23 protein-coding genes are annotated in these 25,999 nt (G+C 63.5%); 11 read left to right on the plus strand and 12 right to left on the minus strand.

Going from position 1 to position 25,999, the window contains the following annotated elements; all coding sequences use genetic code 11:
• Nucleotides 1–14: 14 nt before the first annotated feature.
• Together hslU and BcanWU425_RS00945 are read left to right on the plus strand one after the other, a co-directional pair.
• Nucleotides 15–1,319, plus strand: a complete 1,305-nt coding sequence (gene hslU, locus BcanWU425_RS00940) for an ATP-dependent protease ATPase subunit HslU (protein ID WP_018459633.1) — start codon at nucleotides 15–17, stop codon at nucleotides 1,317–1,319.
• A 28-nt stretch (nucleotides 1,320–1,347) separates the two neighbouring features.
• Nucleotides 1,348–2,472 (plus strand): hypothetical protein, encoded by a 1,125-nt coding sequence (locus tag BcanWU425_RS00945; RefSeq protein ID WP_018459634.1) that lies wholly within the window; start codon nucleotides 1,348–1,350, stop codon nucleotides 2,470–2,472.
• Here the strand turns inward: BcanWU425_RS00945 and BcanWU425_RS00950 are convergent.
• Genes BcanWU425_RS00950 through BcanWU425_RS00960 form a run of 3 tightly spaced genes read right to left on the minus strand, consistent with a single transcriptional unit; the run spans nucleotide 2,469 to nucleotide 5,252 of the window.
• Nucleotides 2,469–3,059, minus strand: coding sequence for a Smr/MutS family protein (locus BcanWU425_RS00950; protein WP_018459635.1), 591 nt, complete (start codon nucleotides 3,057–3,059; stop codon nucleotides 2,469–2,471). The two genes, BcanWU425_RS00945 and BcanWU425_RS00950, sit on opposite strands and share 4 nt — an antisense overlap.
• A complete protein-coding gene (mltA, locus tag BcanWU425_RS00955; RefSeq protein ID WP_018459636.1) occupies nucleotides 3,056–4,579 on the minus strand; it encodes a murein transglycosylase A in 1,524 nt (507 codons plus the stop codon). Before mltA ends, BcanWU425_RS00950 begins: the two co-directional genes overlap by 4 nt.
• On the minus strand, nucleotides 4,557–5,252 hold the full coding sequence (locus tag BcanWU425_RS00960) for a Tim44/TimA family putative adaptor protein (RefSeq protein WP_007604067.1): 696 nt from the start codon (nucleotides 5,250–5,252) through the stop codon (nucleotides 4,557–4,559). The genes mltA and BcanWU425_RS00960 overlap by 23 nt, the downstream gene beginning before the upstream one ends.
• 415 nt (nucleotides 5,253–5,667) lie before the next feature.
• Between BcanWU425_RS00960 and secB the strand changes: the two genes are divergently transcribed.
• On the plus strand, nucleotides 5,668–6,150 hold the full coding sequence (secB, locus tag BcanWU425_RS00965; RefSeq protein WP_007598595.1) for a protein-export chaperone SecB: 483 nt from the start codon (nucleotides 5,668–5,670) through the stop codon (nucleotides 6,148–6,150).
• On the opposite strand, the gene dnaQ is transcribed toward secB, so the two are convergent.
• From dnaQ to BcanWU425_RS00985, 4 genes are read right to left on the minus strand one after another with little or no spacing between them, the layout of a single operon-like run.
• Entirely contained in the window at nucleotides 6,147–6,863 is a 717-nt protein-coding gene (gene dnaQ, locus BcanWU425_RS00970) for a DNA polymerase III subunit epsilon (protein ID WP_204512924.1), read from the minus strand. The genes secB and dnaQ overlap by 4 nt on opposite strands.
• Before the next feature lie 28 nt (nucleotides 6,864–6,891).
• Nucleotides 6,892–7,491 (minus strand): dephospho-CoA kinase, encoded by a 600-nt coding sequence (coaE, locus tag BcanWU425_RS00975; protein WP_204512923.1) that lies wholly within the window; start codon nucleotides 7,489–7,491, stop codon nucleotides 6,892–6,894.
• 23 nt (nucleotides 7,492–7,514) lie between these two features.
• The gene (locus tag BcanWU425_RS00980; RefSeq protein WP_204512922.1) at nucleotides 7,515–8,123 is read right to left on the minus strand and encodes a Maf family protein; all 609 of its coding nucleotides are present in this window, start codon (nucleotides 8,121–8,123) and stop codon (nucleotides 7,515–7,517) included.
• Nucleotides 8,124–8,141: 18 nt separating this feature from the next.
• Entirely contained in the window at nucleotides 8,142–8,981 is an 840-nt protein-coding gene (locus BcanWU425_RS00985) for a pyruvate, water dikinase regulatory protein (protein ID WP_018459640.1), read from the minus strand.
• Nucleotides 8,982–9,439: 458 nt separating this feature from the next.
• On the opposite strand from BcanWU425_RS00985, the gene hemJ reads away from it, so the two are divergent.
• From hemJ to BcanWU425_RS01020, 7 genes are all read left to right on the plus strand, one after another.
• Complete coding sequence (hemJ, locus tag BcanWU425_RS00990) at nucleotides 9,440–9,874, plus strand: protoporphyrinogen oxidase HemJ (protein WP_204512921.1); 435 nt, start codon at nucleotides 9,440–9,442, stop codon at nucleotides 9,872–9,874.
• Between the two features lie 247 nt (nucleotides 9,875–10,121).
• The gene (gene rho, locus BcanWU425_RS00995; RefSeq protein ID WP_007598612.1) at nucleotides 10,122–11,387 is read left to right on the plus strand and encodes a transcription termination factor Rho; all 1,266 of its coding nucleotides are present in this window, start codon (nucleotides 10,122–10,124) and stop codon (nucleotides 11,385–11,387) included.
• 309 nt (nucleotides 11,388–11,696) lie between these two features.
• Entirely contained in the window at nucleotides 11,697–13,055 is a 1,359-nt protein-coding gene (gene mnmE, locus BcanWU425_RS01000; protein WP_204512920.1) for a tRNA uridine-5-carboxymethylaminomethyl(34) synthesis GTPase MnmE, read from the plus strand.
• Nucleotides 13,056–13,490: 435 nt separating this feature from the next.
• Nucleotides 13,491–15,371, plus strand: coding sequence for a tRNA uridine-5-carboxymethylaminomethyl(34) synthesis enzyme MnmG (gene mnmG, locus BcanWU425_RS01005; RefSeq protein ID WP_204512919.1), 1,881 nt, complete (start codon nucleotides 13,491–13,493; stop codon nucleotides 15,369–15,371).
• A gap of 7 nt (nucleotides 15,372–15,378) precedes the next feature.
• Nucleotides 15,379–16,152, plus strand: a complete 774-nt coding sequence (gene rsmG, locus BcanWU425_RS01010) for a 16S rRNA (guanine(527)-N(7))-methyltransferase RsmG (protein WP_085359575.1) — start codon at nucleotides 15,379–15,381, stop codon at nucleotides 16,150–16,152.
• Nucleotides 16,153–16,181: 29 nt separating this feature from the next.
• Entirely contained in the window at nucleotides 16,182–17,036 is an 855-nt protein-coding gene (locus BcanWU425_RS01015) for a ParA family protein (protein ID WP_027514828.1), read from the plus strand.
• Between the two features lie 79 nt (nucleotides 17,037–17,115).
• Nucleotides 17,116–18,000, plus strand: coding sequence for a ParB/RepB/Spo0J family partition protein (locus tag BcanWU425_RS01020; protein ID WP_085384736.1), 885 nt, complete (start codon nucleotides 17,116–17,118; stop codon nucleotides 17,998–18,000).
• Nucleotides 18,001–18,154: 154 nt separating this feature from the next.
• Here BcanWU425_RS01020 and holA read toward each other — a convergent pair whose 3' ends face one another.
• The 4 genes from holA to BcanWU425_RS01040 form a co-directional block, all read right to left on the minus strand.
• A complete protein-coding gene (holA, locus tag BcanWU425_RS01025) occupies nucleotides 18,155–19,183 on the minus strand; it encodes a DNA polymerase III subunit delta (RefSeq protein ID WP_204512918.1) in 1,029 nt (342 codons plus the stop codon).
• Nucleotides 19,184–19,230: 47 nt separating this feature from the next.
• Nucleotides 19,231–19,782 (minus strand): LPS assembly lipoprotein LptE, encoded by a 552-nt coding sequence (gene lptE / locus BcanWU425_RS01030; protein ID WP_018459648.1) that lies wholly within the window; start codon nucleotides 19,780–19,782, stop codon nucleotides 19,231–19,233.
• Nucleotides 19,769–22,393 carry a leucine--tRNA ligase gene (gene leuS, locus BcanWU425_RS01035; protein WP_204512917.1) on the minus strand — a complete coding sequence of 875 codons (2,625 nt, stop codon included), beginning with the start codon at nucleotides 22,391–22,393 and terminating at the stop codon, nucleotides 19,769–19,771. The genes lptE and leuS overlap by 14 nt, the downstream gene beginning before the upstream one ends.
• 197 nt (nucleotides 22,394–22,590) lie before the next feature.
• Nucleotides 22,591–24,288 (minus strand): diguanylate cyclase domain-containing protein, encoded by a 1,698-nt coding sequence (locus BcanWU425_RS01040; RefSeq protein WP_204512916.1) that lies wholly within the window; start codon nucleotides 24,286–24,288, stop codon nucleotides 22,591–22,593.
• Nucleotides 24,289–24,396: 108 nt separating this feature from the next.
• Between BcanWU425_RS01040 and BcanWU425_RS01045 the strand changes: the two genes are divergently transcribed.
• On the plus strand, nucleotides 24,397–25,086 hold the full coding sequence (locus tag BcanWU425_RS01045) for a YggS family pyridoxal phosphate-dependent enzyme (RefSeq protein WP_018459651.1): 690 nt from the start codon (nucleotides 24,397–24,399) through the stop codon (nucleotides 25,084–25,086).
• A gap of 138 nt (nucleotides 25,087–25,224) precedes the next feature.
• Here BcanWU425_RS01045 and BcanWU425_RS01050 read toward each other — a convergent pair whose 3' ends face one another.
• Complete coding sequence (locus tag BcanWU425_RS01050; protein ID WP_204512915.1) at nucleotides 25,225–25,998, minus strand: 2-keto-4-pentenoate hydratase; 774 nt, start codon at nucleotides 25,996–25,998, stop codon at nucleotides 25,225–25,227.
• Between the last annotated feature and the right edge of the window lies 1 nt (nucleotide 25,999).

Consider the following 25,999-nt stretch of genomic DNA (forward strand, 5'->3'; position numbering starts at 1 on the left):
CTAGCTAAGGTCCCATGACAGACTTCTCCCCCCGCGAAATCGTTTCCGAACTCGACCGTTTCATCGTCGGCCAGGCCGATGCCAAGCGCGCCGTCTCGATCGCGCTGCGCAACCGCTGGCGGCGGCAGCAGCTCGAAGGCTCCTTGCGCGAAGAGGTGCTGCCGAAGAACATCCTGATGATCGGCCCGACCGGGGTCGGCAAGACCGAGATCGCGCGGCGGCTCGCCAAGCTTGCCAACGCGCCGTTCCTGAAGGTCGAGGCGACGAAATTCACCGAGGTCGGCTATGTCGGCCGCGACGTCGAGCAGATCGTGCGCGATCTCGTCGAGGTCGCGATTTCTCAGGTCCGCGAGCGCAAGCGCAAAGACGTGCAGGCACGTGCGCAGCTCGCCGCTGAGGAGCGCGTACTTGATGCCCTGGTCGGCGCCAATTCCAGCGCCGCGACGCGGGACTCCTTCCGCAAGAAGCTGCGCGCGGGCGAGCTCAACGACAAGGAAATCGAGATCGAGACGCAAGGCGGCGGCAGCGGCTTTCCGATGTTCGAGATCCCGGGCATGCCTGGCGCGCAGATGGGCGCGGTTTCGATCGGCGACATCTTCGGCAAGCTCGGCGGACGCAGCAAGACGCGGCGGCTGACGGTGGAGAGCTCGCACGAGATCCTCATCAACGAGGAATCCGACAAGCTGCTCGACAGCGATCAGTTGACGATGGAGGCGATCAGTGCGGTCGAGAACAACGGCATCGTGTTCCTGGACGAGATCGACAAGATCTGCGCCCGCGAAGGCCGCGCCGGCGGCGACGTCTCGCGCGAGGGCGTGCAGCGCGACCTGCTGCCGCTGATCGAGGGCACCACCGTCTCGACCAAGCACGGCGCGGTGAAGACCGACCACATCCTGTTCATTGCCTCAGGCGCCTTCCACGTCGCAAAACCGTCCGATTTGCTGCCGGAATTGCAGGGCCGCCTGCCGATCCGCGTCGAGCTGCAGGCGCTGACCCGTGACGACATGCGCCGCATCCTGACCGAGCCGGAGGCTTCGCTGATCAAGCAATATGTCGCGCTGATGCAGACCGAAGGCGTCACGCTCGACATCACCGACAACGCCATCGACGCGCTTGCGGACGTCGCGGTGGCCGTGAATTCCACCGTCGAGAACATCGGCGCGCGGCGGCTGCAGACCGTGATGGAGCGGGTGCTGGACGAGATCTCCTTCACCGCCCCAGATCGCAGCGGCGAGACCGTCAGGGTCGACGCCGATTTCGTGCAGAAGCACGTCGGCGACCTCGCCAAGAACGCGGATTTGAGCCGGTTCATTTTGTAATTCCGGACGGTCGCGCTATGGATGCGGCGTGACCGCACGCTTCCTGCAAAACCCCTGGCGCCTGCTGCTCGCGATCAACGCGGCAATCATCGTTGGCGTCTTCGTTCACAAGATCCAGCTGCCGCCTTACGTCCCCTACATCCACCTCCTCGTCGATTACCATTTTGGCTTCATCAAGCGCGCGCTGATCGGGACGATCGTCGCGCTGTTCACCGACAAGGTGCCGCTATGGCTGGTGTTCGCGCTCGGCGGCGCTACATGGCTGGTGACGCTCGGGCTGTACGCAAGACTATTCCAGACAACGTTCGGCTTCACCGCGAAGACATTGCCGACGTTCGTCTTCATCGCGGGCTCGCCGTTCTTCCTCAAGAACTTCATGCACACGCTCGGCCATTTCGACATCTATGGCTGCGCGCTGGCGATCGTCCTGCTGCTGGTGCCGGCCGGCTCGCTGCTGTTCGTGGCGCTGGCTGCGCTGTTCTCGATCGTTCTCGTCCTGATCCACCACATCCATCTCTTGATGTATGTGCCGACCATCATCACCATCGTCGTGATCAGGCATTATCTAGCGCATGGCTGCGATCGCACCAATGTCGCGTTCGGCATCATGGCCCTGCTGGCCGTCTCCGCGCTGTTCTTCGCCGCGCAGTTTTGGGGAACGATGCCGGTCCCGGAGGCGGATTTCGTCGCCGATCTGAAGAGCCGGATGGCCGATCCGTCGCGGACCGACCTGCTGCAGTTTGCCTACATCTGGTATCAGCCGTTGGCGAAGGAGATTTCCGACACCTGGGGCCGCCTGCCGCACAACATCCTCGGCGTGCCCGTGTTCGCGCTGCTGATCTGGCTGCACACACCGCTGTGGCGCTATTTTGCGAATTTGATCGGCGCGCTCGCAAGCGACACGCATCGCCGCCTCGTCATTGCGGCGCTGATCGGCGTCAGCCTCGCCTATGTCGTGATGTTCGCGATGGTATTCGACTATTCGCGCTGGATCTCGAACTGGGCAGTCTGCATGTTCCTGATCCTGCACGCGGTGAAGATGCTGCCCGCCGCACGCGAGACGCCGCTGATTTCGGCGGAAGATCAGACGACAAATATCTTCGGCCTGATTGTCACATTGATCCCGCGCGTCGGAATCGTGCGGCCGTTCTAATATCTCGCCCGCCTGATCCGCACGTAGAGCGCGCCCTCGCCGCCATGGCCGATACCGGCCTCTTCGAATCCGACGACGAAGGCCCGGAATTCCGGCAGGCTCAGCCATTCCGGCACCTGACGGCGCAGCACGCCGCTTTCGCCGCCGCTTCGGCCCTTGCCGGTGATGACCAGCACGAAGGTCAGGCCGTCATGATGGGCGCGGTGCAGGAAGCCGCTCAGCGCGCGGTGGGCACGCATCTGGGTCATGCCGTGCAGATCGAGCCGCGCCTCGATCTCGCTGCGCCCGCGCGACAGCTTTGTGCGCTCGCGCTTGCCGAGCGGCGCCAGCGGCGGCACCGCCGGCTTCGCTGCGCGCGGTGCCGGGGCAGCGGCAATCGGACGTGGCGACGGCGCAATCCGGGGGGCGGGCGCTGCAGGCGAAGACTCGGTGCGTGGTGCAGCTTGCGCCTTCGCCGCACGATGCTTTCTCAGCGGCTTGACCTGCTTTGCGACCGTATCCCACAGCGCGCGCTCTTCCTCACTCAGCGCGCGACGGCGCGGCGAGGGACGAGGCTCCAGCACGGGCGGACGGGACGATCGCTTCATTGTTGCCGATGGGAGCGATTTTTCACCGGCCGCCGCGGCTCCTGAACTGGCTCGATCACGGGACGCGGCACCGGCAGCGGGACTGGACCGGCGACAGCGACCGTCTCGCTCTTGCTTTGCAGCTCGGCAGGCGGCTTGTCCTTCGCAGGCTCCGTTTGCGGAAACAGCTTTGCGATCTTCTCCGAGGGCCGCGGGTCCGGCACCGGGAGCCGCGCGCCGCGCGTTGTGGGATCGAGGCTCTTCGGCACCAGCATCACGAAATGCATGGCATGGCGCAGCCGTCCGGAGACCCGGCCGGCATCCTGACCCGCGCCGAAATAGAGATCGGCGCGCGCCGGACCGATGATGGCCGAGCCCGTGTCCTGCGCGATCATCAAGCGATGGAACGGCGTCTTCGCGCGTTCGGAATCGATCGGCAGCTCGCCTTCGATGAAAAACGGGGTGCCGTAGACGTGGAGCGATTTGTCGACCGCGATCGAGCGGCCGGCCGTCAACGGAATGCCTTGCGCGCCGACCGCCTCCTCCTTGTCGGATAGATTGACCTCGCGAAAGAAGATGTAGGAGCGGTTCTGGCGGCGCAGCTCCTTGGCACCGTCAGGGGTCTGCGCCATCCACTCCCTGATCTTCTGCATCGACATCTCTTCCTTTGGAATGATGCCGCGCTCGATCAGGATGCGACCGACCGCCGTATAGGGATAGCCGTTATAGGCGTCGTAGTTGAGCCGGACCGTGCCGCCGTCGTCGAACTTGATCCGCGCCGAACCCTGGATCTGGGCGAACAGCAGATCGGTCGGGTCCTTCAGCCAGGCAATCTCGAGTCCGCGGCCGGCGATCTTGCCGTCCTCGATCTCGGCGCGGTCGTAATAAGGCACGAGCTTGCGGCGGCCGATCTTGCGATAGACCGGGCCCTTGTTGGGCAGGCTGACCGAATCCTGCTTGTAACCGCGCACAAAGAGATTCGAGGGGCGGCGATAGACCGGGACATTGTAGACGTCGGTCTGCGTGCGCGATCCCTCCAGCACCGGTTCGTAATAGCCGGTGACGAAACCATCGGGCTCGCCGAGGCGCGAGATCCGCAGCGGCGCAAAATTCTCCTCGAAGAAGGTTTTGGCCCGAGCGTCGTCGGTAAGCTCGAGCGATTTGGCGACCCGGCAGGGTTCGCCCAGCGAGGCGCCCAAAGCCTTCGGTTCGGGAGCGCCGGTCTGCGCGTTGATCGGACGGCAGCTCGCGCGAAAGGTCTTGTAGGCGGCGAGATGATTGTCGTCGCCCCAGCCCTTCACGTCGGCCCAGGCCAGCGGCAGATATTGGGCGCCGGGAATTTCGAGCGGCAGGGGAAGCTGCGGATATGGCAAGGCGCGCGGCGGCGCGGCAGGCAATTCCGGGAGATGATGGTGATGGCTGCGATAGTGGCGCCGCGCCGCCTCAGCGCCGAGTGAAAACGACGACAGCGCGACGGCACCTGCGCAAAGCGCCGTCGCGCTGGTCTTCAGGAAAACCTTAATTCGCGCTTCCGGTGCCAACCAGCTTCCAGTTCGGATCGCGAGAAGTGATGTCGCGGGCGAAAGTCCAGATGTCGGTGATGTCGGCGACCGTGTCGGCGCTTCCGTCGACGATGTTGCCGGCCTTGTCCCGGGTGGCCGAGATCATCTGCGAGACGAAGCGGATCGTGAGCTGGGCGGTGCGGTCGCGCAGTTCGGCGCCGACGAGCTCGGCCTTGTCGATCGAGACAAAACGCGTCTCGGTCTTCTGCTCGTTCTTCTCGCGCTCCTTGATCGCGGCATCGAAGCTTTCATAGACCTCCGACGACAGCAGGTCGCGCAGCGCGCGGCGGTCGCCATTGGCAAAGGCCAGCACGATCATCTCATAGGCGCCGCGGGCGCCGGAGATGAAATGCCGCGGATCGAAGGTGGAATCCTTTTCGACGATGGCGTCGAGACCCTGGGCGAGCACGGTGCCCGGCTCGGTCAGGCCCTTCCAACGGTCGGAGGGCGGGGTCGGCTCGGCCGTCGGCGCCAAGGGAGCCTGGTCGATGACCTTGCCCGGCATGGTGACGACGTTCTTGTCCTGGGCGCCCTGGAGCGCGTTGCGGTCGAACGGCGGCCGCTCGTTGCCCGTGCGCTGCCCCAGCACGCTGCGCAGCCTCAGAAAGATGAAGACCGCCAGCGCCAGGAAGATGATGGTGTAGATGTCCACGTCGTATTCGCTTTCTGGTCGTCTGTAGAAGGGGCCGTCTCGAAAGGATCGTGCCGGGAAAATCGATCCGGCCAGTAGACCGTTCCATACCGGAACGGCAAGTCTACATCACCATTTTGGGTCCGCGCGTCAGGTCCGTGGGATGTAGGCACGAAATCTTGCCCGGCCAATGGCGCCTTTTGGCACAGCACCGAGTGTAGCGCGTTTTATGCTTAAGGGGAAACCCGATCCTGCCCGGAAATCGCGCATCTTCAATCGTTTAAGGCGCAGTTGCGCTGGATCGCCGGGGTGAACGCCACAGTTGTGGGCGTGGCCGGAATTCCCCATCCGGGACCGTTCGTCCTTGTGGAACGAGGTAGCCCTATGTTAGCCAACCGCCGCGAAATTCAGCCCAATCGGGTAAGGAGACACTCTTATGACCAACGGTAACGGCACCCCTCCCGAGGCGGCCCAGGCTCCCCAGCTCAACGTCCTGGCGCAATATACCAAGGACCTCTCGTTCGAAAATCCGAATGCGCCCAGCTCGCTCCAGCAGCAGAGCCAGCCGCCCCAGATCAACATCCAGATCAATGTCAGCGCCAACAATCTCAGCGAACAGGAGTTCGAGGTGACGCTGTCGGTCGAGGGCAAGGCCGAGACCGCCGGCAAGATCATGTTCTCGTTCGAGCTCGCTTATGCCGGCGTCTTCCGCATCTCCAACGTGCCGAAGGACAATTTGCATCCGCTGGTCATGATCGAATGCCCGCGCCTGCTGTTCCCGTTTGCCCGTGAGATCATCGCCACTGCCGTGCGCGACGGCGGGTTCCCGCCTTTGATGCTGGATCCGGTCGACTTCGTCGGCCTCTATCGCCAGAACATGGAGCGGCAAATGGCCGCTCAGCCGAGCGGCCAGGCTTAACCAGCCAAAGGGGCGGCTGGAGCGGGCAAGAACTCGTTCCAGATCGCCTTGTCGCCGAGCGTTGCGATGAAGGCCCGGTGGGCCTCGCGCTCGGCGTCCGAAATGCGCGGGGTGAGCGGCGCCAGCCGTTGCCGCCGAGGCGCATCGGCAGCCCCATTGGCGCGAGTCTCTTCGGATTCCGAAGCAAGCAGCAGCTGCGACTGCCGCGCCCCGACCAGATCCACATAGACTTCCGCAAGCAGCTCGGCGTCGAGCAATGCGCCGTGCTTGGTGCGGCGTGAATTGTCGATCGCATAGCGTGAGCAGAGATCGTCGAGCCGGTTCGACACGCCGGGATGCTTGCGCCGAGCCAGCAGCAGCGTATCGACCAGCCGCTCGCGCGGGATCGCCGGGCGCTTGATCCGGTCGAGCTCGGCATTGATGAAGCTGATGTCGAACGAGGCATTGTGGATCACCAGCGGCGCGTCGCCGATGAACTCCAGAAAATCGTCGACGACCTCGTGAAACAGCTGCTTCGTCGCCAGGAATTCGGCCGACAGCCCGTGCACCGCAAAGGCTTCTGCCGGCATGTCCCTTTCGGGATTGATGTAGACGTGGAAACTCTGCCCCGTCGGCATGCGATTGAGCATCTCGACGCAGCCGATTTCGACCAGGCGATCTCCCCGCAACGGGTCAAGGCCGGTGGTTTCTGTGTCGAGAACGATTTCGCGCATGATCTGGGAAGCCGTGTCAGGCGGCGAATCAGGCGCGCCGCTGCGGCATCTTAACGACGTCGGCGAGGATGTGCGCGATTTGGGCGCGCACCGGTTCGAGTCCGTGGGATGTATCCACCACGAAATCGGCACGCCTGCGCTTTTCCGCATCGGGTGTCTGCTTGGCGATGATGGCGTCGAGCTTGGCCTCGTCCATCGTGCCGCGCGCCAGCACCCGCTCGCGCTGCAGTTCCGGAGACGTGGTGACGACGACTACGGCATCGACCCGCGTCTCGCCACCCGTCTCGAACAGCAGCGGAATGTCCAGCACCACGACCGGCGCGTTGGCGGCTTTTGCGTCGGCGAAGAATTTTTTCCGGGAAGCGCCGAGCATCGGATGGACGATCTGCTCGAGCTGCTTGATGGCCGCAGGATCGTGCACCACACGCGCCGAGAGTTTTGGCCGATCAACCTTGCCGTTCGCGGTAGTGCCGGGGAAGGCGGCCTCGATCGCGGGTGCGGCCTCGCCCTCATAGAGCTGATGGACGGCCGCATCGGCATCGTAGACAGGCACGCCAGCCTCCGCGAATAATTTCGCGGTGGTGGATTTGCCCATCCCGATCGAGCCTGTCAGTCCCAGGATCCGCATCAGCGCCCAACCATATCTGCCAGTCACACCGCAACTAGCCGCTCGCGCCGCAGGAACGCAAGCAGCGGCAGCAGCGGCAAGCCGAGAATGGTGAAGTGGTCGCCCTCGATACGCTCGAACAAATGGATCCCCAGGCTTTCGAGCTGATAGCCGCCGACGCTGGTGCTGACGGCGCCGCCGGCGATGTCGAGATAGGCCGAAAGCTCGGCCTCGGTCATCTGCCGCATCGTGAGGCGGGCAACCGAGACGTCCTCGAAGATGATCTCGCCATCGCGTGCGATCGCCACGGCGGAATTCAGCTCATGGCTATGGCCGGAGAGATCGCGCAGCTGCGCCAGCGCCTGGGCGCGGCCCGCTGGCTTGTTGAAGAGGCGATCGCCAAGCGCCAGCGTTTGATCAGCACCAATGACGGTGCTTCCAACGTGATGGGCCGAGACTGCCTTGGCTTTTTCGCGCGCCAGCAGCAGGGCAATCTCGCGCGGACCAGAAAGCCCGGAGGCGGCCTGGATGCCGCGCTCGTCGATATCAGCCGTGATCGCCTTGAACTCGAGCCCGGCATTCGCCAGGAGCATCTTTCTCGCGCTGCTCTGCGAGGCCAGGATCAACGAAGATTTGCCGAGCCAGAGACCCATCGCGAAACTATCCCAAAGCTATTCAGAAGGCCGGTTACGCTGACGATCGCTGTAAAGTTTCATGATCGCCGCGGCGGTTTCCTCGATCGAGCGCCGCGTGACGTCGAGCAGCGGCCAATCGTGCTTGGCGCTCAGCTTGCGGGCAAATGCGACCTCCTCGGCGACCGATTGCTTGTCGGTATAAGTGTCGCTGCTGGAATCGGCCCCCATGGAGAGCAGGCGGTTCGTGCGCACCTGGATCAATCGTTCCGGCGTCGCATGCAAGCTCACCACCAGCGGTCGCGTCAACGTCTCCAGTTGCGAGGGCACCGGAATGCCTGGAACCAGCGGCACGTTGGCAGTGCGGATGCCTCGGTTGGCAAGGTAGATCGACGTCGGGGTCTTGGAGGTGCGGGAAACGCCGACGAGCACCACGTCCGCGTCGTCGAGCCCTTCGACATGCTGGCCGTCATCGTGGATCATCGTGTAGTTCAACGCGTCGATACGCTTGAAGTATTCGGCATTGAGCACGTGCTGGGCGCCGACCCGGCCGGTCGTGGCAGCTCCGAGATAGGCCTCGAACAACTGCATCACCGGCCCGATGATCGACAGGCTCGGAACATTGATCCCCTTGCACTTATCCTCGAGCCTCGAAACCAGATCCTTCTCGAGCAGCGTGAACAGCACGATTCCCGGCGCTTCCTCGATCTCGTCGAGCACGCGATCGAGCTGTTTCTGGCTGCGCACCAGGGGATAGACGTGCTCGACCGGGGTCACGTTGGCGTACTGGGCGGCAACGGCGCGCGCGACCGTGATCAGCGTCTCACCGGTGGAGTCGGAGACGAGGTGCAGATGGAAATAATTGTTCGAAGTCGGCACAAAAGCCCTTTGTATGGAGTCGGTGTGGTTTGTGGATTTCTGTGGAGCTTAACCCCCCGGAAAGGGATGTGCGACACCGGGGGCGGGACAAGTGCCAATTTCTTCACACCACTGCCCCTGAGAACAACTTCGACGCCCTCCCGAAAAGGAAACGGGATTGCGTCGATAACCCTCTTGATAAGCTGCCGACAGAAACGCGCAAGCCTTTGAAGCTGACCGCCTTATCGAAAGCGGCCGGAGCTGTCAGAGGATATGTTGATGGATGTGAACAAGCGCGTGTGAATGGGCGGACGGAAATGTGTGAGTCCAATTCACCGTCACATAGACTCAAACCTTAAGAATCTAAGATTCTTATTGGAGAAGGGCGCTACGGACGGATATGTGTGCAGGTAAGACCTTAACGAGTTCTTACTATCCCCAGCGTTCCCTTCGGCCAGGCGGCAATCCGGACCCGAGACATGTTTGAAGACGTCTATCTCTGGATCAAGGCGCTGCATGTGATCGCCGTCATCTCCTGGATGGCGGGCATGCTCTATTTGCCGCGACTGTTCGTTTATCATTGTGAGGCCGAAATCGGCTCGAAGCAGTCGGAAACGTTCAAGATCATGGAACGGCGGCTGTTCAAGGCGATCATCAACCCCGCCATGATCGTGACCTGGCTCGCCGGGCTCTATCTCGCCTGGGCTGGCCACTGGTTCACTTTCGGCTGGCTGCACGTAAAACTGGCACTGGTCCTAGCGATGTCCGCGGTCCACGGCTTTTTTTCGCGCTGGCTGAAGGATTTCGCAGCGGATCGGCGCCTCCGGAGCCAGAAATTCTATCGGATTATCAACGAGGTACCAACTGCCTTGATGATTCTGATCGTCATCATGGTGATCGTGAAGCCGTTCTAGGCAGCGGTCGCGAACAATCGCTCAGTGCTTCTGCTTGCGGAGTGTGAGGCGATTTTCTATATTAGCGATATCCCACCCAACGCAGGCGGATGTGGTCGTGTCTGAGCTTTCCAGAGGCCGGACACCCCATCAGGTTTGAAGCCTCACCGGCGCTCTCCTTGCCAGACCTGCGGACCTTACCTTTTCGCGTCCGCATTTCAGAGCCTCCTCGCACCCCCCTCCCAGGTTACCCCACAGGACCACCCCAATGCGGGAAATCAAACTCCAGGACCTCAAGTCGAAGACGCCGGCCGAGCTCGTCTCGTTCGCGGAAGAGAATGGGGTCGAGAATGCCAGCACCATGCGCAAGCAGGAGCTGCTGTTCGCCATCCTCAAGCAGCTTGCGCTCGCCGAGACCGACATCGTCGGCGAAGGTGTCGTCGAGGTTCTCTCCGACGGCTTCGGCTTCCTCCGCTCGCCCGATGCGAATTATCTGCCGGGCCCGGATGACATCTACGTTTCGCCCTCGCAGATCCGCCGTTTTGGCCTGCGCACCGGCGACACCATCGAAGGCCACATCCGCAGCCCGAAGGAGGGCGAGCGTTATTTCGCGTTGCTGAAGGTCAACACGCTCAATTTCGAGGACCCGGAAAAGGCCAAGCACAAGGTCAATTTCGACAACCTCACGCCGCTGTTTCCGAATCAGCGCTTCCGCATGGAAATCGACGATCCGACGCGGAAAGACCTGTCTGCAAGGGTGATCGACATCGTCGCGCCGATCGGCAAGGGTCAGCGCGCGCTGATCGTCGCGCCGCCGCGCACGGGCAAGACCGTGCTGATGCAGAACATCGCGCACTCGATCGCGCATAATCATCCCGAGTGCTATCTGATCGTGCTCCTGATCGACGAACGTCCGGAAGAAGTCACGGACATGCAGCGCTCGGTGAAGGGCGAGGTCGTCTCCTCGACCTTCGACGAGCCGGCGGTGCGCCATGTCCAGGTCGCCGAAATGGTGATCGAGAAGGCCAAGCGTCTGGTCGAGCATGGCCGCGACGTCGTGATCCTGCTGGACTCCATCACGCGCCTCGGCCGCGCCTACAACACCGTGGTGCCGTCATCGGGCAAGGTGCTGACCGGCGGTGTCGATGCCAACGCGCTGCAGCGGCCGAAGCGGTTCTTCGGCGCCGCCCGCAACATCGAAGAGGGCGGCTCGCTGACGATCATCGCGACTGCGCTGGTTGATACCGGCAGCCGCATGGACGAAGTCATCTTCGAAGAGTTCAAGGGCACCGGCAACTCCGAGCTGATCCTCGATCGCAAGGTGTCGGACAAGCGGACCTTCCCGGCGATCGACATTTCGCGCTCCGGCACCCGTAAGGAAGAGCTGATCACCGATCCGGTGGTCTTGAAGAAGATGTACGTGCTCCGCCGCATCCTGAATCCGATGGGGACGATGGACGGAATCGACTTCCTGCTCGACAAGCTCCGCTCGACCAAGAGCAATTCCGAGTTCTTCGATTCGATGAACACCTGATTGCAATGCAACATGATTAAAGGGCGCCTTTGGGCGCCCTTTTTCTTTGTGCGGCTTTGTTGCAGCGGAGCTGCAGCATGGCTGGCGTTGTTGTCTGGAGTAGGCGTCGTCTAAGATGTTGATATAATTTATGAATAGCGGGATCGAGGGATGCCGCTAATTCCATTGGAAGTGGGTCTTGCAGGAGACGCTCGGGAGTTTACTGCATCGCACCATAGGTTTTGCTGCGAGAATCCATGCAGCATAATCGCTCGATTTGTCAGCCGAAACGGATGTTTGCCTTTTCCCTTTCAGCCGGACAAATAGGCTATGTATCCGCGAGACCACACCATCTTTGCACTGTCGTCTGGCCGTCCGCCAAGTGCGCTTGCGGCGGTGCGTGTCTCCGGGCCAGGCGCGAGCCTGGTGCTGACGACGCTGGCGGGCAAGCTGCCGGCGCCGAGGCAGGCCAGCCGCCGGCTCCTTCATGACGGCGTGGGCCAGCCGATCGACGATTCGGTGGTGTTGTGGTTTCCGGGGCCCGGCAGCGCGACCGGCGAGGACGTCGCCGAATTTCACGTCCATGGCGGCCGCGCGGTGCTGGCCGCACTGTTTACCGCAATTTCCGTAATTCCGAATATGCGAGCTGCCGAACCGGGCGAATTCAGCCGGCGCGCCTTCGAGAACGGCAAGCTCGACCTGACCGAGGCGGAGGGCCTCGACGATCTCATTCATGCCGACACCGACCGCCAGCGCCGCCAGGCGTTGCGGCAGTTGCAGGGTCTCCTCGGCAATCGCGCGCGCGACTGGCGCGAGCGCATCATCGAGGCTTCGGCCTTGATCGAGGCCGGCATCGATTTCTCCGACGAGGGCGATGTGCCCGCCGAGTTGAGAGCGCCTGCGGTCAAGGCGATCAGTGCGCTGCATGACGAAATCGCAGAAGTTCTTGCGGCACAGGGACAAGCTGAACGCTTGCGCGACGGCCTGGTGGTTGCGATCGCGGGCGAGCCGAATGTCGGCAAGTCGACGCTGATCAACCAGCTCGCGCGCCGCGACGTCGCGATCGTCTCGCCGCATGCCGGCACGACACGCGATGTGATCGAGGTGCAGCTCGATCTTGATGGCTATCCCGTCACGGTGATCGACACGGCCGGCATTCGCGAGACCGACGATCCGGTGGAGCAGGAGGGTGTTCGCCGGGCGCGAGCCCGAGCCGAAGACGCCGACCTCGTGTTGTGGCTGGTGGAGGCGGGGCGCGCGGTCGATCCGGCCGCAATGCCGTTGCTGGGGAAGTCCGGCAACGCAGGCAGCCGCTCCGGCGGTTCGGTCTGGATCGTGCGCAACAAGATCGATCTCGGCGGGGTCGAGGACGTCGGCCTGCACGGTGAGTTCGGAATCGCCGCCAGCCGGGGGGACGGCATTCCCGAGCTGGTCGATGCTATGGTGAAATTCGCCGCCGACTTCTTCGGAACGACTGAGGGCGCGTTGGTGACCCGGGCCCGGCAGCGGGATTTGCTGCGCCGAGCGTCGGACAGCTTGCGGCGGAGTCTGGAGCTTGTAGAAGACGGCGAGGAGCTTGCCGCCGAAGAGCTGCGCGCTGCGGCCTATGCCTTGGGCCGGCTGCTGGGTCGGGTGGATGTCGAGGACGTCCTAGGGGCGATTTTTCAGAAGTTCTGCGTTGGGAAGTAGCCCTAGTCTTCATTGTAGAACTAGCCTTTGTTCCGCTTCTTCGTTTCACGTGAAACACAGCGGTCGCGGTTCGGAGACGTTTCACGTGAAACGTGGCTCCATTACCCATATTTGCTGGCAAACGTGGCAGCTAAGGGAGCGGGTGAGCGGAGAGATCCCGGATCACTCCGCTCGCGATGATGGGAGTATGCCGCTGCCATCGAGCTTCGGAGACCGGGCCGCATCTAGACGTTACGGCCCTTCAGTAGACACATTATGCTTCGGGAGCTCCGTTTTCTCCCGCTGAAAATTATAATCTTTCCAAGGGCGGTTCTACTGTGCATGGGGTTGTTTTCGCGAAAAACATCTGGGCTCCGCTTGCACCGTTTCACGTGAAACAACCGCCTTTCCAGTTTCCGCTTCCGGCTTCCCCGCCTCTGAGCTAGAAGTCCGTCCATGCGAACAGAGCGAGAGAGCTTCGACGTCATCGTGATTGGCGGCGGCCATGCCGGCTGTGAGGCCGCTTCTGCCTCTGCCCGGATGGGCGCGGCGACCGCTCTGGTCACGCACCGCTTCTCCACGGTCGGCGCGATGTCCTGCAATCCCGCCATTGGCGGTCTCGGCAAGGGCCATCTGGTTCGCGAGGTCGACGCGCTCGATGGTCTGATGGGCCGGGTCGGCGACGCCGGCGGTATTCAGTTTCGCGTTCTCAATCGCCGTAAGGGCCCAGCGGTCCGTGGTCCGCGCGCGCAGGCCGACCGGAAGCTCTATGCGGCCGCGATGCAGGCGGCGATCCGGGAGACCGAGGGTCTTTCCGTGGTCGAAGGCGAAGCGGACGAGCTGATCGTGGTCGAGGGACGGGTGATCGGCCTGCGCCTGGCAGATGGCCGCGAGCTTCGGGCAGGGGCTGTCGTCGTCACCACCGGCACCTTCCTCCGCGGTCTGATCCATCTCGGAGAGAAGATTTGGCCCGCCGGCAGGGTCGGCGAGGCGCCAGCGATGGGCCTTTCGACCTCGTTCGAGCGCGCGGGGTTCACCCTCGGACGGCTCAAGACGGGGACCCCGCCGCGTCTGGATGGGACGACGATCGACTGGTCGGCGGTCGAGATGCAGCCGGGGGACGAGCCTCCGGAGCCGTTTTCCGTGATGACCGAGCGGATCACGACGCCACAGATCCAGTGCGGGATCACCCGGACCAATTCCGCGACTCACGAGGTGATCCGGGCCAATGTTCATCGCTCTCCGATGTACTCCGGCCAGATCAAGAGCTCCGGACCGCGTTATTGCCCCTCGATCGAGGACAAGATCGTTCGCTTCGGCGATCGCGACGGTCACCAGATCTTCCTGGAGCCGGAAGGGCTCGACGACAACACTGTCTATCCCAACGGCATCTCGACCTCGCTGCCGGAGGAGGTTCAGCTCGCCATCCTCGCAACCATTCCCGGCCTGGAGCGGGTGAAGATGGTCCGGCCGGGCTATGCCATCGAATACGACCACATCGATCCGCGTGAGCTCGATCCGACCCTCGAGACCAAGCGCCTGCGCGGTCTGTTCCTGGCCGGCCAGATCAATGGCACCACGGGGTACGAGGAAGCTGCCGGCCAAGGCATCGTGGCCGGGCTGAACGCGGCATTGGCTGCGAGCGGCGCCGCGCTGACAGTGTTCGACCGAGCTGACGGCTATCTTGGCGTCATGGTCGACGACCTCGTCACCCGCGGCATCAGCGAACCCTATCGGATGTTCACCTCCAGGGCCGAGTACCGCCTGACACTGCGGGCTGACAATGCCGATCAGCGTTTGACCGAGAAGGGCGTCGCTCTGGGCTGCGTTGGCAGCGCCCGGACGGTGCATCATCGCGCCAAGATGGACGCCCTGAATGCGGCACGAGCGCTCTCGAAGTCGCTGACGATCACTCCGAACGAAGCGATCAAACATGGTCTGTCCCTGAACCGGGACGGCCAGCGTCGCTCGGCCTTCGAGCTGATGGCCTATCCTGACATCGGCTGGAGCCAGGTCCGTGCGATCTGGCCTGAGCTCGCTGCCATTGATCCCGTCACTGCGACCCATCTCGAGATCGACGCGAAGTACGACGTCTATCTGGAGCGCCAGAGCGCGGACGTCGAAGCCTTCAGGCGGGACGAGGGGATGGTGTTGTCGGACGTCGATTACCAGCAGGTCCCCGGTCTCTCCAATGAGGTGCGGGCCAAGCTGGAGAACGCGCGGCCGTTCACCGTTGGCCAGGCCGGCCGAATCGACGGCATGACGCCTGCCGCGCTCGGCATTCTTGCGGCCTATCTCCGCCGCGAAGCGCGGAAGACTTCCAAAGCAATCGCATAGGTTTCACGTGAAACAGCGCGGGACCGGCGGCGGCAGATCGTCATCAGGAAAACCCTCGGCGGGTGAGGGTGCCGGTGTTCGCTCCGAACCGGCGCCTGCCCGGCCAAAGATCGACAAGGCCAGCGCCAACGATCGATCGTGGGACGTCGTCATTGCAGCCGACAAGGTTGCGGCGCTCAACCTCGCGCCTGTTTCACATGAAACGGAAGCCCGGCTCGATCGCTACATTGCACTGCTACGGGAGTGGCAGGCCAAGACCAACCTCGTCGCGCCCTCGACATTGCCGTACCTCTGGACCCGGCACATCGCCGACTCGCTTCAGCTCGTCGCTCTCGCCCCATCGGCCAAACGTTGGGCCGACCTCGGCAGCGGTGGCGGCTTTCCCGGGATCGTCCTGGCCTGCGCCATGGCCGGGACGGCCGGGGCGAGCGTCCATCTGGTCGAGCGAATCGCCAAGAAGGCAGCCTTCCTGCGCGAAGCCGTGCGCGTCACGACATCTCCGGGAGTCGTACATCTCGCTGAGATCGGGGATAATGTGGATAGAATCACCGGCCCGGTCGATTGCGTCACCGCGCGTGCGCTGGCTCCGCTACATCAACTCATCGGCTTTGCGGAGCCGCTGATGCGCCGGGGCGCAAAAGCGTTGTTTCTCAAGGGTCAAGATGTAGAGTCTGAATTGACCGAAGCCACTAAATATTGGAATATTCAGCCGCAGCTCCACCACAGCCGTACAGGCGACGGTTGGATCGTCGAGCTGGCTTCCGTCGAACGGCGCGGGTGAGGCGTCAGGGGCCGAGTGGGGAATTTGCGATGAGCGTGATTGACGAACCGCAGCAAGAACAGACCGCCGCCGTCCCGCAGGGCCATCCGCGCATCCTGGCGCTGGCGAATCAGAAGGGCGGCGTGGGAAAAACAACCACGGCGATCAATCTCGGCACGGCGCTCGCTGCGATCGGCGAACGCGTCCTGATCGTCGATCTCGATCCGCAGGGCAATGCCTCGACCGGACTCGGCATCGATCGCCGCAACCGCTCCTGCTCGACCTATGACGTTCTGATCGGCGAGGCGAGCCTGCGGGAAGCGGTGGTGTCGACGGCAGTGCCGCGGCTGCATATCGCGCCCTCGACCATGGATCTCTCCGGCCTCGAGCTTGAGCTCGGCACCACGCCTGGTCGTGCGTACAAGCTGCGCGACGCGATCAGCGCGCTCAACAACAACGTTTCGCCCGACGCCGATTACACCTATGTGCTGATCGACTGTCCGCCCTCGCTCAACTTGATCACCGTGAACGCGATGGCGGCTTCCGACGCGATCCTGGTGCCGCTGCAGTGCGAGTTCTTCGCGCTCGAAGGTCTGTCGCAATTGCTGCAGACGGTGGAGCAGGTGCGCTCGACGCTCAATCCGAACTTGTCGATCCACGGCATCGTGCTGACCATGTTCGACTCGCGCAACAATCTCTCGAACCAGGTCGTTGCCGACGTCCGGCAGTTCATGGGCGAGAAGGTCTACAAGACCATGATCCCGCGCAACGTGCGCATCTCGGAGGCGCCGTCCTACGGCAAGCCGGTGCTGGTCTACGATCTCAAATGCGTCGGCAGCGAAGCCTACTTGCGGCTCGCCACCGAAGTGATCCAGCGCGAGCGCGAGCTTCGGACGACGCATTGAAGCGGCGTTGATCCTACGAGTTACGAGTTTCGACAATTCAGTTCTGGAGTGCTGCATCGTGAATCCAAGGGAGCTGGCGATGGCCGACGAAGCGCGTTCGCGACTGGGCCGGGGTCTTGCGAGTCTGATCGGTGACGTCGGCGGCGAGGCTCAGCATGTCGATCGGCCGCGCGCGCAACGCAAGGTGCCGATCGAGTTCATCAAGCCCAATCCGCGCAACCCGCGCCGCACCTTTTCGGAGAGCGAGCTCAGGGAGCTCAGCGATTCGATCAGGCAGCATGGCGTGATCCAGCCGATCGTGGTGCGCCCGGTGAAGGGTGCGCAGGACCGCTTCGAGATCATCGCCGGCGAACGGCGCTGGCGCGCCTCGCAAATGGCCGGCCTGCACGAAGTGCCGATCGTCCCCGTCGACATCAGCGACAGCGATGCGCTGGAGTTCGCGATCGTCGAGAACGTGCAGCGCGAAGACCTCAATCCGATGGAAGAGGCGCTCGGCTATCACGCGCTCGCCAACGAGTTCAAACGCAGCCAGGACGACATCGCCAAAGTCGTCGGCAAGAGCCGCAGCCACATCGCCAACATGATGCGGCTGACGAAGCTTCCCGCCGAGGTGCAAACCCTGATCACGAGCGGCGAGCTGACCGCAGGTCATGCCCGCGCGCTGATCGGCGTGCCTGATCCGCTCGCGGCCGCCAAGCGCATCGTCGAGGAGGGCCTCAACGTCCGCCAGGCCGAGGCGCTGGCGCATGAAGAGGGCGTGCCGGAGCGCAAGCCGCAGAAGGCGCGCTCGGGGGCGAAGGAAAAAGACCCTGACACGGTCGACCTCGAAAAGCGCGTCAGCGACGCGCTCGGGCTCAAGGTCACGGTGAGCCACCGAGACCCCGGCGGCTCGGTCCAGATAAACTACCGCAACCTCGATCAGCTCGACGAGGTGATGCGGCGGCTGGCGAAGGGCGCGCTGTAGCCGCTTGGTGTCGTCCTGGCGAAAGCCAGGACCTCATGCCGATCCACACGTCATTGCGAGCGCAGCGAAGCCATCCAGAATCTTTCCGCGGAGAGATTCTGGATTGCTTCGTCGCAAGGGCTCCTCGCAATGACGAGGGGACAGTGCGGGAAGCTCAGCTCCGCCGCTTCGCGTTTGCGGCGATCGCCATCAGCGTGCGCTGGGCGATGGCGGCGGCGAGGGTGGATTGCTTGCGGGTATCGAGCGCGGCGGTCGCGAGCTGCTCGATGATGACGGCGAGCCGCGCCACGCTGAAATTGCGCAATGCGGTTTCGACCGCGGGCTTCCGCGAAAAATGCAGGCGCGGATAGCCGCTGTCGAGCACCGCGGATGCGGGCGTGCCGTCGGCGATTGAGAGCGCCCATTTGTGCAGCCACGCCGCCTGACGCTGCGCCGCGGAGATGATCACGCCGGGGTAGGTGCCGGCGATCATGGCTTTGGCAAACTCGTTCTCGACGATCTCGGGCCGGCCGGCGAAGGCGCCATCGACGATCGGATCGAGTTTCAGTTCCGACGCATCGGCGACGACAGCCATCACGTCATCCAGCGTGATCTCGCCCTTGCCATGGGCATAGAGCGTGAGCTTGCGCAGCTCGTTGCGGGAGGCCTGGCGATCGCCGCCGAGGAACGACATCAGCGCCGCGCGGGCATCTTGCGCGATGCGCAAATTGGCGATGCGGAGCTCGTCTTCCATGAGCTTGGCGAGATCGCGCTCGGTATCGGGATAGCAGGCGATCGCGACGGCCGTCTTGGCGCGTTCGCAGGCCTTGCGCAGTGGCGATTCCGGACGCAGCTCGCCGGCCTCGATCACGATGCGGCAATCCCTGACGCCCATTTCCGCCAGCGTGTCGATAGCACTGGCAAAGCTGCGCGAGCCGGCGCGCACGCGGATGGCGCGGCGGCCGCCGAACAGCGGCACCGTCATGGCCTCGTCGACGAGGCGCGACGGCTCGGCGGAGAGCTCGTCGCCATCGACCTTGACCAGCGAGAAGGGATCATTGGGATCGTCGACGGACGAGGCGATCAGCGCATCCGCGCGTTCGCGGACCAGGCCGGCGTCGGGACCATAGAGCAGGATGATCGGACGGCCCGCATCGGGGCGGGCGAGAAAGGCGTCGATCTCTTTTCCGCGCAGCGCGACCATGTTGCCTGGGACTCGTCATTCCGGGCGAACCGGGGTGACGGGATGAATTAAGTGCCCGCGGTGAAGAACGAGGCGAGTCGAGTCGTGATGTTCTCGGCGATCTCGTTGGCAGCACGATCCTCGGCATCACGTACCGCGCGGTTGCGGCTGAAACGCTGATAGGAGCCGGGCATGTCGTAGGACACGCGGGAGAACGTGGTGCCTGTCATCACCGACTTGCCGCTGACGACCTCGATCAGATTGTACTGGGCGTCGAGGCCGTAGTTTTCGCTGCTGGGCAGGCCGGTGTTGGGATCGACGATCAGCGACGTCTTGCTGCTTGCGAAGCGGATCTCGAGGCGGTGGGTTGGCGGCATGCCAGTGGCGCTGCCATAGAGCTTGAAGGCCAGCGCGTTGCGGACCTCGACGCCGACCCGGGCCTCGCGTGAGGCATTGGCTTTGGCGATCGGGGGTAGATCGACCCCCATCAGCTTCTCGCGCAGACCGGGGGTGCCGTCGGTGTGCTCGGCATACATCGGGTGGAAGCAGCCGGCCGTCATGGCCGCCAGTGCGGCGACCGCCAGCAAGCGGGCTGCGATGCGGATCCTAGCCGACAACATTCACGATCCTCTTGGGGACGATAATCACCTTGCGGACGGGTTTGCCATCCAAGGCCAGTTTTACCGCATCGAGGGCCAAAACGGCAGCCTCGATTTCCGGATTCTCGGCCGCTGTTGCAACTGTGACCTCGCCCCGCTTCTTACCGTTGACCTGGACCACCAGGGTCACACTGTCTTCAACCAGCAAATCGCGTTCGATTTGGGGCCAATTGGCCTCGGAAACCAGCCCGCTATGGCCCAGAACCTGCCAACACTCCTCGGCCAAATGCGGCATCATCGGGGAGAACAGCTGGACCAGGATCTGGCTGGCCTCCCGGATCGCCCAGGCCAAATCTGGAGCCGGCTGGCCGGGACGTTGCAAGATCTCCGCAAACGCATTGGTGAATTCGCGGATATGGGCGAGGCAGACGTTGAAGTGCAGTCGCTCGATTCCGGTGGTGACCTTGTCCAGCGCGCCATGGGCAGCCTTGCGCAAGGCGGTGGCGTCCGGGCCGAAGCTGGCCGGCCGGGCCGTCGGCGCGCCCTTGCCGGGTTCCACAGAATCGTTCACCAGCCGCCACAGCCGCTGCACGAAGCGCGAGGCGCCCTGGACGCGCTCGTCGCTCCAGATCACGTCGCGCTCGGGCGGGGAGTCCGACAGCATGAACCAGCGGGCGACGTCGGCGCCATAGGTCTCGATGATGTCGTCGGGATCGACCGTGTTCTTCTTCGACTTCGACATCTTCTCGATCGGGCCGATCTGGATGTCTTCGCCTGACGTTAGCAGCGTGGCGCGGCGGCCGTTGGCGCCGGTCTCGACCTTCACCTCGACCGGCTGGACGTAGGTGCCGTCGGCCTTCTGGTAGGTCTCGTGCACTACCATGCCCTGCGTGAACATGCCCGCGAACGGCTCGTCCAGGGCGATGTGCCCGGTCGCCTTCATCGCGCGGGTGAAGAAGCGGCTGTAGAGCAGATGCAGGATCGCGTGCTCGACGCCGCCGATATACTGGTCGACCGGCAGCATCCGGTTGGCGACCTCTGGCGTCGTCGGCGCGTTCTCGTTCCAGGGATCGGTGAAACGCGCAAAGTACCAGGACGAATCGACGAAGGTGTCCATGGTGTCAGTTTCGCGGCTAGCCTTGCCGCCGCATTGCGGACAGGTGACGTGCTTCCAGGTCGGATGATGATCGAGCGCGTTGCCCGGCTTGTCGAAGGTCGCATCGTCCGGCAGTTCGACGGGCAGATCGGCATCCGGCACCGGCACGACGTCGCATTTCGGGCAATGGATGACGGGGATCGGACAGCCCCAATAGCGCTGGCGCGAAATGCCCCAGTCGCGCAGGCGGAAATTGACCTGGCGCTCGCCGACCGGCGCGTTGCCGCGCAGCTCGGTCTCGAGACGCTTCGCCACCTCGTCCTTGGCCTGATCGATGGTCATGCCGTCAAGGAAACGCGAATTGATCATGCGGCCGTCACCGTCATAGGCGGTATCGGTGATGACGAATGATTTCGGATCCTGGCCCTCGGGGCACACCACCGGCGTGTTGCCGAGAGCGTACTTGTTGACGAAGTCGAGGTCGCGCTGGTCGTGTGCGGGACAGCCGAAAATGGCGCCGGTGCCGTATTCCATCAGCACGAAGTTGGCGACATAGACCGGCAGCTTCCAGCTCGGATCGAACGGGTGGACCGCGCGGATGCCGGTATCGAATCCCTGCTTCTCGGCGGTGTCGATGATCTCCTGCGCCGTGCCCATCCGCTTGATCTCGCCGATGAACTCGGCAAGCTTCGGATTCTTAGCCGCGGCTGCCTGCGCCAGCGGATGATCGGCCGAGATCGCCATGAACTTCGCGCCGAACAGCGTGTCGGGGCGTGTCGTAAAAATCTTCAGCTCGCTCTCGCCGGCCGGCGTCGTCGCCGCGTCGAGCGCGAAGCGGATCAGCAGGCCCTCGGACCGGCCGATCCAGTTGCGCTGCATCAGCCGCACCTTGTCGGGCCAGCGGTCCAGCGTATCCAGTGCAGACAGCAGCTCCTGCGAGTACTTCGTGATCTTGAAGACCCACTGGTTCATTTCCCGTTGCTCGACAACGGCACCCGAACGCCAGCCCTTCCCGTCGATCACCTGCTCGTTGGCGAGCACGGTCATGTCGACGGGGTCCCAGTTCACCTTGCGCTTCTCGCGCTCGGCGAGGCCTTCGCGCAGGAAGTCCAGAAACATCTTCTGCTGGTGCTTGTAATAGGAGGGATCGCAGGTCGCGATCTCGCGGCTCCAGTCCAGCGACAGTCCGATCGAACGGAGCTGCTTCTTCATCGCGGCGATGTTGGCGTAGGTCCAGGCCTTCGGTGCGACCTTGCGCTCGATCGCGGCGTTCTCGGCCGGCAGGCCGAAAGCGTCCCAGCCCATCGGGTGCAGCACGTTGAAACCCTTGGCGCGCATGAAGCGGGCCAGTACGTCGCCCAGCGTGTAATTGCGGACATGGCCGATATGGATGCGCCCCGACGGGTAGGGGAACATCTCCAGCACATAGTATTTCGGCCGCGGATCGTCGTTTTTGGAGACGAAGATCGCCTGTTGGTCCCAGGCGGCTTGCCAGCGCGGTTCGGCGTCGCGGGCGTTGTAGCGTTCGGAGGTCATGGAATCGTTGGGTTTTCGTGGATCTGGCCGTCTAAAGACGGCGGACTAGGCCATAGAAGTCCTCGGGGGGTCAATGGGTTGCCGCTGGCGGCGCGGCGCCGCAAGGCTGCTCCGCAAAAATACGGAGAGTCCTGTTCGGCTCGCCGGGCCTGGTCACCGAGAGCGAGGTCGATCGCGTCCGGGCTGCGGGTTAGCCCTCAGCCCGCCATCATCATTTCCGCCGCGCCGTTGTCGATCACCGTGATGCCATGCTCGACGACGTTGTTGCGACCGCGGTGCTTGGCGGCGTAGAGCGCGGCGTCGGCGGCTTCGATCAAATCGCCCGGACGCAAGCTCTCGGTGGGCTTGGTCGCGGCAACGCCGATCGAGACGGTGACGATCATGTGGTCGGAGGTGATGTGCGGCAGGCCCAGCTTCAGCACGGCCGCACGCGCCTGTTCGCCGATTTCGACGGCGCGCGCCACGTCGGTGTTCGGCAGCAACAGGCAGAATTCCTCGCCGCCGTAGCGGGCCGCGAAGCCCATCGTGTCGGCGGCGATGCCGGACAGCGATTCGCCGAGCCTGGTCAGGCAAGAATCGCCTTCGAGGTGGCCGTAGGTGTCGTTGAACAGCTTGAAATGGTCGACGTCGATCATCAACAGCGCGAGGTCGCTGCCATATTGCTGCGCGCGCATCCATTCGAAATCGAGGCGGCTCTGGAAGCCGCGGCGGTTGGCAAGCCCCGACAACATGTCGATCGAGGCCATCACCGTGAGTCGGTCATTGCTCGCCATCAGCTCGCGTTCGCGCTGGCTGAGCTGTGCGGCCATCGCGTTGAACGCGCGGGCGAGCGGCACGAACTCGGCCGGCAGGCGATTGCGCGCGGCACGCGCCGACAGATCGCCCTCGCCCAGACGCTTGGCCATGTCGGCGAGCATCCTGATCGGCTTGATCACCAGTTTCTCGGCTGCGATCAGCGCGCCGAGCAGCACGAATACGACGACGAAACCGAGCTGGAGATAGGCGGTGCGGATGTCGCGGCTCACGGCCGCGGACACCTTGTCCTCGTCGATGCTGGCGATCAGGCGGGCATTGGTTCCGGCGATGCGGATATAGCTGACCGCGCGGCGGGAGCCGTCGGCAGCGAGGAAAGAGAGTGAACCTTCGTCCTGGTCAGACCTCAGCGCCTTGTCGGCGATCGCGGACATCAGCGGCATGTTGTCGAGCGGACGGCCGATCGCACTATGCTGGTCGGCCGGTGCCGCCAGCACGGTGCCGGTGCTGTCGACCAGCACGGCCGTGATGCCGGCGCGCCCCCCCAAATTGCTCATGACCTTCGACATCCAGTCGAGGTTGACGGTGGCGAGCACGACGGCATCCGCTACGCCGCTGAAGGCGGACACCGGGTAAACCGCCATGACGGTCGGTGTCAGCACCGGGCGCGATAGGATGAAGTCGCTCAGGACGAAGCGGCCGGTTTCCTGCGCCTGCTGGAAATACGGCCGGTCACTGAGGTCCAGGCCGACATACATGTTGTTGGTGGCGCACTGGATGCGCCCGTCCTGGCCGGCGATCAGAAGCGTGCGGATCCAGGGAAGGTTCGACGGCAGGCTCGCGCGCAGCACGTCACAGCTCTTGCTGATGCCGCCGGCGGAGGCGCGGATGAAAGCTTCCGATTTCAGGATGGTCTCGACCGACGAGATCACCTCGCGCTGCGCATCGGCGCTGTGTCTTGCAACGGTGGTGAATTCGGCTGTGGCCTGTGCGATCTGCCGTGTGCGCGTGTCTTCCAGCGATCGGATGCGTTCGAACATCAAAGGCGTCACCAGAATCACCGCGAGCAACGCAAGCCGCGCCCGGATTCCGAGAACCTGCTTGAGTTTCGCTCGTTTGCGGTTGAAACTGACGTTTGACATCTTCGCTGCCCACCCCGCGGCTAAGGTAAAGCGAGGGGTTCAAAAACTCTTTCTTGAACTCGGTAAAATTAGAACTAGCTCCGCAACAACCAGCTCCGATGCGACATCATGACTGAAGCCAACGCCGCGCCGCTAACCGGCCATTCACCAAACGCGCTCGCCGCGGTCGAAGCCGAAATCGCGCGCGCCTGCAAGGATGCGCGGCGCGAGCGTGCCTCCGTGACGCTGATCGCGGTATCGAAAACTTTCGCCGCGGATGCAATTACCCCGGTCATCGGCGCCGGGCAGCGCGTATTCGGGGAGAATCGCGTGCAGGAGGCCAAAGGCAAGTGGCCCGCGTTAACTTCTGTTTACCCCGATATCGCGCTGCATCTGATCGGCCCGCTGCAATCCAACAAGGCGAAAGAGGCAGTCGCGCTGTTCGATGCCATCCATTCGGTCGATCGCCCGAGCATTTGCCAGGCGTTAGCCAAGGAAATCGAATCCCAGAACAAGCACCCGGAATTGTTCGTGCAGATCAATATCGGTGAGGAGCCGCAGAAGGCGGGCATCGCGCCCGGCGAGGCCGATGCTTTCATCGCGAGCTGCCGCGACACCTACGGGCTGACGATCTCGGGGTTGATGTGCATCCCGCCGGTAGACGAGCCGCCGGCGGCGCATTTCGCGCTGACCGCCAAGGTCGCCGCGCGCAATGGATTGAAGAAGCTCTCGATGGGCATGAGCGCGGATTATGCGACCGCGATCATGCTCGGCGCCACCCATGTGCGCGTGGGCAGTGCGATCTTCGGGCGCCGGTGAGAGCCGTTAGCGACGGCAGAGCGCCATACGAACTCTCGATTTCGTCATTGCGAGCACAGCGAAGCAATCCAGAGTCCCTCCGCGGAAAGATTCTGGATTGCTTCGCTGCGCTCGCAATGACGGTGGTGTATGTGGGGCCTATTCAAACCCCACTGCCACCTTCCCCAGCGCGCCAAAGTCCGCGACAAACCGATCACCCGCCTGGATCGGAAGCGGCGGATGGCACGTGCCCGTGGTCACTACCTCCCCTGCCCGCAAGGTGATGCCGAGGCCACGCAGCTCGTTGGCCAGCCAGGCCAGGGCAATGCGGGGATCGCCGAGCACGTTCTTGCCGTGGCCGAGATAGCGCTGGCCGCGTAGCGTGATCTGCGGCCGCTCTTCGACGAGATCCATGGCACGCCAGTTCGCATTCGTCGCTGCGCCCAGCACGAACAGATGCGCACAGGCGTTGTCGGCGATGAGCTGCGCCTCGCCGGCGCTGGCGAAATCGGCAAAGCGCGAATCGGGAATCTCGATCGCGGGATGCAAGCTGTCCACGGCGGCGAGCACCTCGTCGACAGTATATGGCGCCGCGCGCGGCGGCAGATCGCGCCCCATGCCGAAAGCGAACTCCGGTTCGCCGACGCGCATCGCGTTGCCCTTCATCGAGGCGGTGCCGCCATCGGCGATCACGGTGTCGCTCATGATCCGACCGGCCAACGGTCCCGCGACATTGATGTGCTTCTGTCCGGACTCGCTCGTTGCCGCGATCTTCCAGCCGAACAAAGTCCCGCTGAGCGCAGCCTGCACGGCGTAAGCCTCGGTGCGGTTCTGAGGCCGCAACTCTGGCTCCAGCGCGTCAAGCTTGGTGCCGTCGCGCCAATGTTTAACCAGGACCTGCGAAGCGGCGGCGATCTGATCCTTGTCGAGCATG

This window comes from Bradyrhizobium sp. WU425, from assembly GCF_021052305.1.
Taxonomy (GTDB): domain Bacteria; phylum Pseudomonadota; class Alphaproteobacteria; order Rhizobiales; family Xanthobacteraceae; genus Bradyrhizobium; species Bradyrhizobium canariense_D.

What these genes read in the sequence shown, in the direction of transcription:
- hslU (WP_018459633.1), top strand. Translation starts at nt 15, where the DNA reads ATGACAGACTTCTCCCCCCGCGAAATCGTTTCCGAACTCGACCGTTTC.
- BcanWU425_RS00950 (WP_018459635.1), bottom strand. Translation starts at nt 3,059, where the DNA reads ATGAAGCGATCGTCCCGTCCGCCCGTGCTGGAGCCTCGTCCCTCGCCG.
- secB (WP_007598595.1), top strand. Translation starts at nt 5,668, where the DNA reads ATGACCAACGGTAACGGCACCCCTCCCGAGGCGGCCCAGGCTCCCCAG.
- dnaQ (WP_204512924.1), bottom strand. Translation starts at nt 6,863, where the DNA reads ATGCGCGAAATCGTTCTCGACACAGAAACCACCGGCCTTGACCCGTTG.
- coaE (WP_204512923.1), bottom strand. Translation starts at nt 7,491, where the DNA reads ATGCGGATCCTGGGACTGACAGGCTCGATCGGGATGGGCAAATCCACC.
- BcanWU425_RS00980 (WP_204512922.1), bottom strand. Translation starts at nt 8,123, where the DNA reads ATGGGTCTCTGGCTCGGCAAATCTTCGTTGATCCTGGCCTCGCAGAGC.
- hemJ (WP_204512921.1), top strand. Translation starts at nt 9,440, where the DNA reads ATGTTTGAAGACGTCTATCTCTGGATCAAGGCGCTGCATGTGATCGCC.
- rho (WP_007598612.1), top strand. Translation starts at nt 10,122, where the DNA reads ATGCGGGAAATCAAACTCCAGGACCTCAAGTCGAAGACGCCGGCCGAG.
- mnmE (WP_204512920.1), top strand. Translation starts at nt 11,697, where the DNA reads ATGTATCCGCGAGACCACACCATCTTTGCACTGTCGTCTGGCCGTCCG.
- mnmG (WP_204512919.1), top strand. Translation starts at nt 13,491, where the DNA reads ATGCGAACAGAGCGAGAGAGCTTCGACGTCATCGTGATTGGCGGCGGC.
- BcanWU425_RS01015 (WP_027514828.1), top strand. Translation starts at nt 16,182, where the DNA reads ATGAGCGTGATTGACGAACCGCAGCAAGAACAGACCGCCGCCGTCCCG.
- BcanWU425_RS01020 (WP_085384736.1), top strand. Translation starts at nt 17,116, where the DNA reads ATGGCCGACGAAGCGCGTTCGCGACTGGGCCGGGGTCTTGCGAGTCTG.
- holA (WP_204512918.1), bottom strand. Translation starts at nt 19,183, where the DNA reads ATGGTCGCGCTGCGCGGAAAAGAGATCGACGCCTTTCTCGCCCGCCCC.
- lptE (WP_018459648.1), bottom strand. Translation starts at nt 19,782, where the DNA reads ATGTTGTCGGCTAGGATCCGCATCGCAGCCCGCTTGCTGGCGGTCGCC.
- leuS (WP_204512917.1), bottom strand. Translation starts at nt 22,393, where the DNA reads ATGACCTCCGAACGCTACAACGCCCGCGACGCCGAACCGCGCTGGCAA.
- BcanWU425_RS01040 (WP_204512916.1), bottom strand. Translation starts at nt 24,288, where the DNA reads ATGTCAAACGTCAGTTTCAACCGCAAACGAGCGAAACTCAAGCAGGTT.
- BcanWU425_RS01045 (WP_018459651.1), top strand. Translation starts at nt 24,397, where the DNA reads ATGACTGAAGCCAACGCCGCGCCGCTAACCGGCCATTCACCAAACGCG.
- BcanWU425_RS01050 (WP_204512915.1), bottom strand. Translation starts at nt 25,998, where the DNA reads ATGCTCGACAAGGATCAGATCGCCGCCGCTTCGCAGGTCCTGGTTAAA.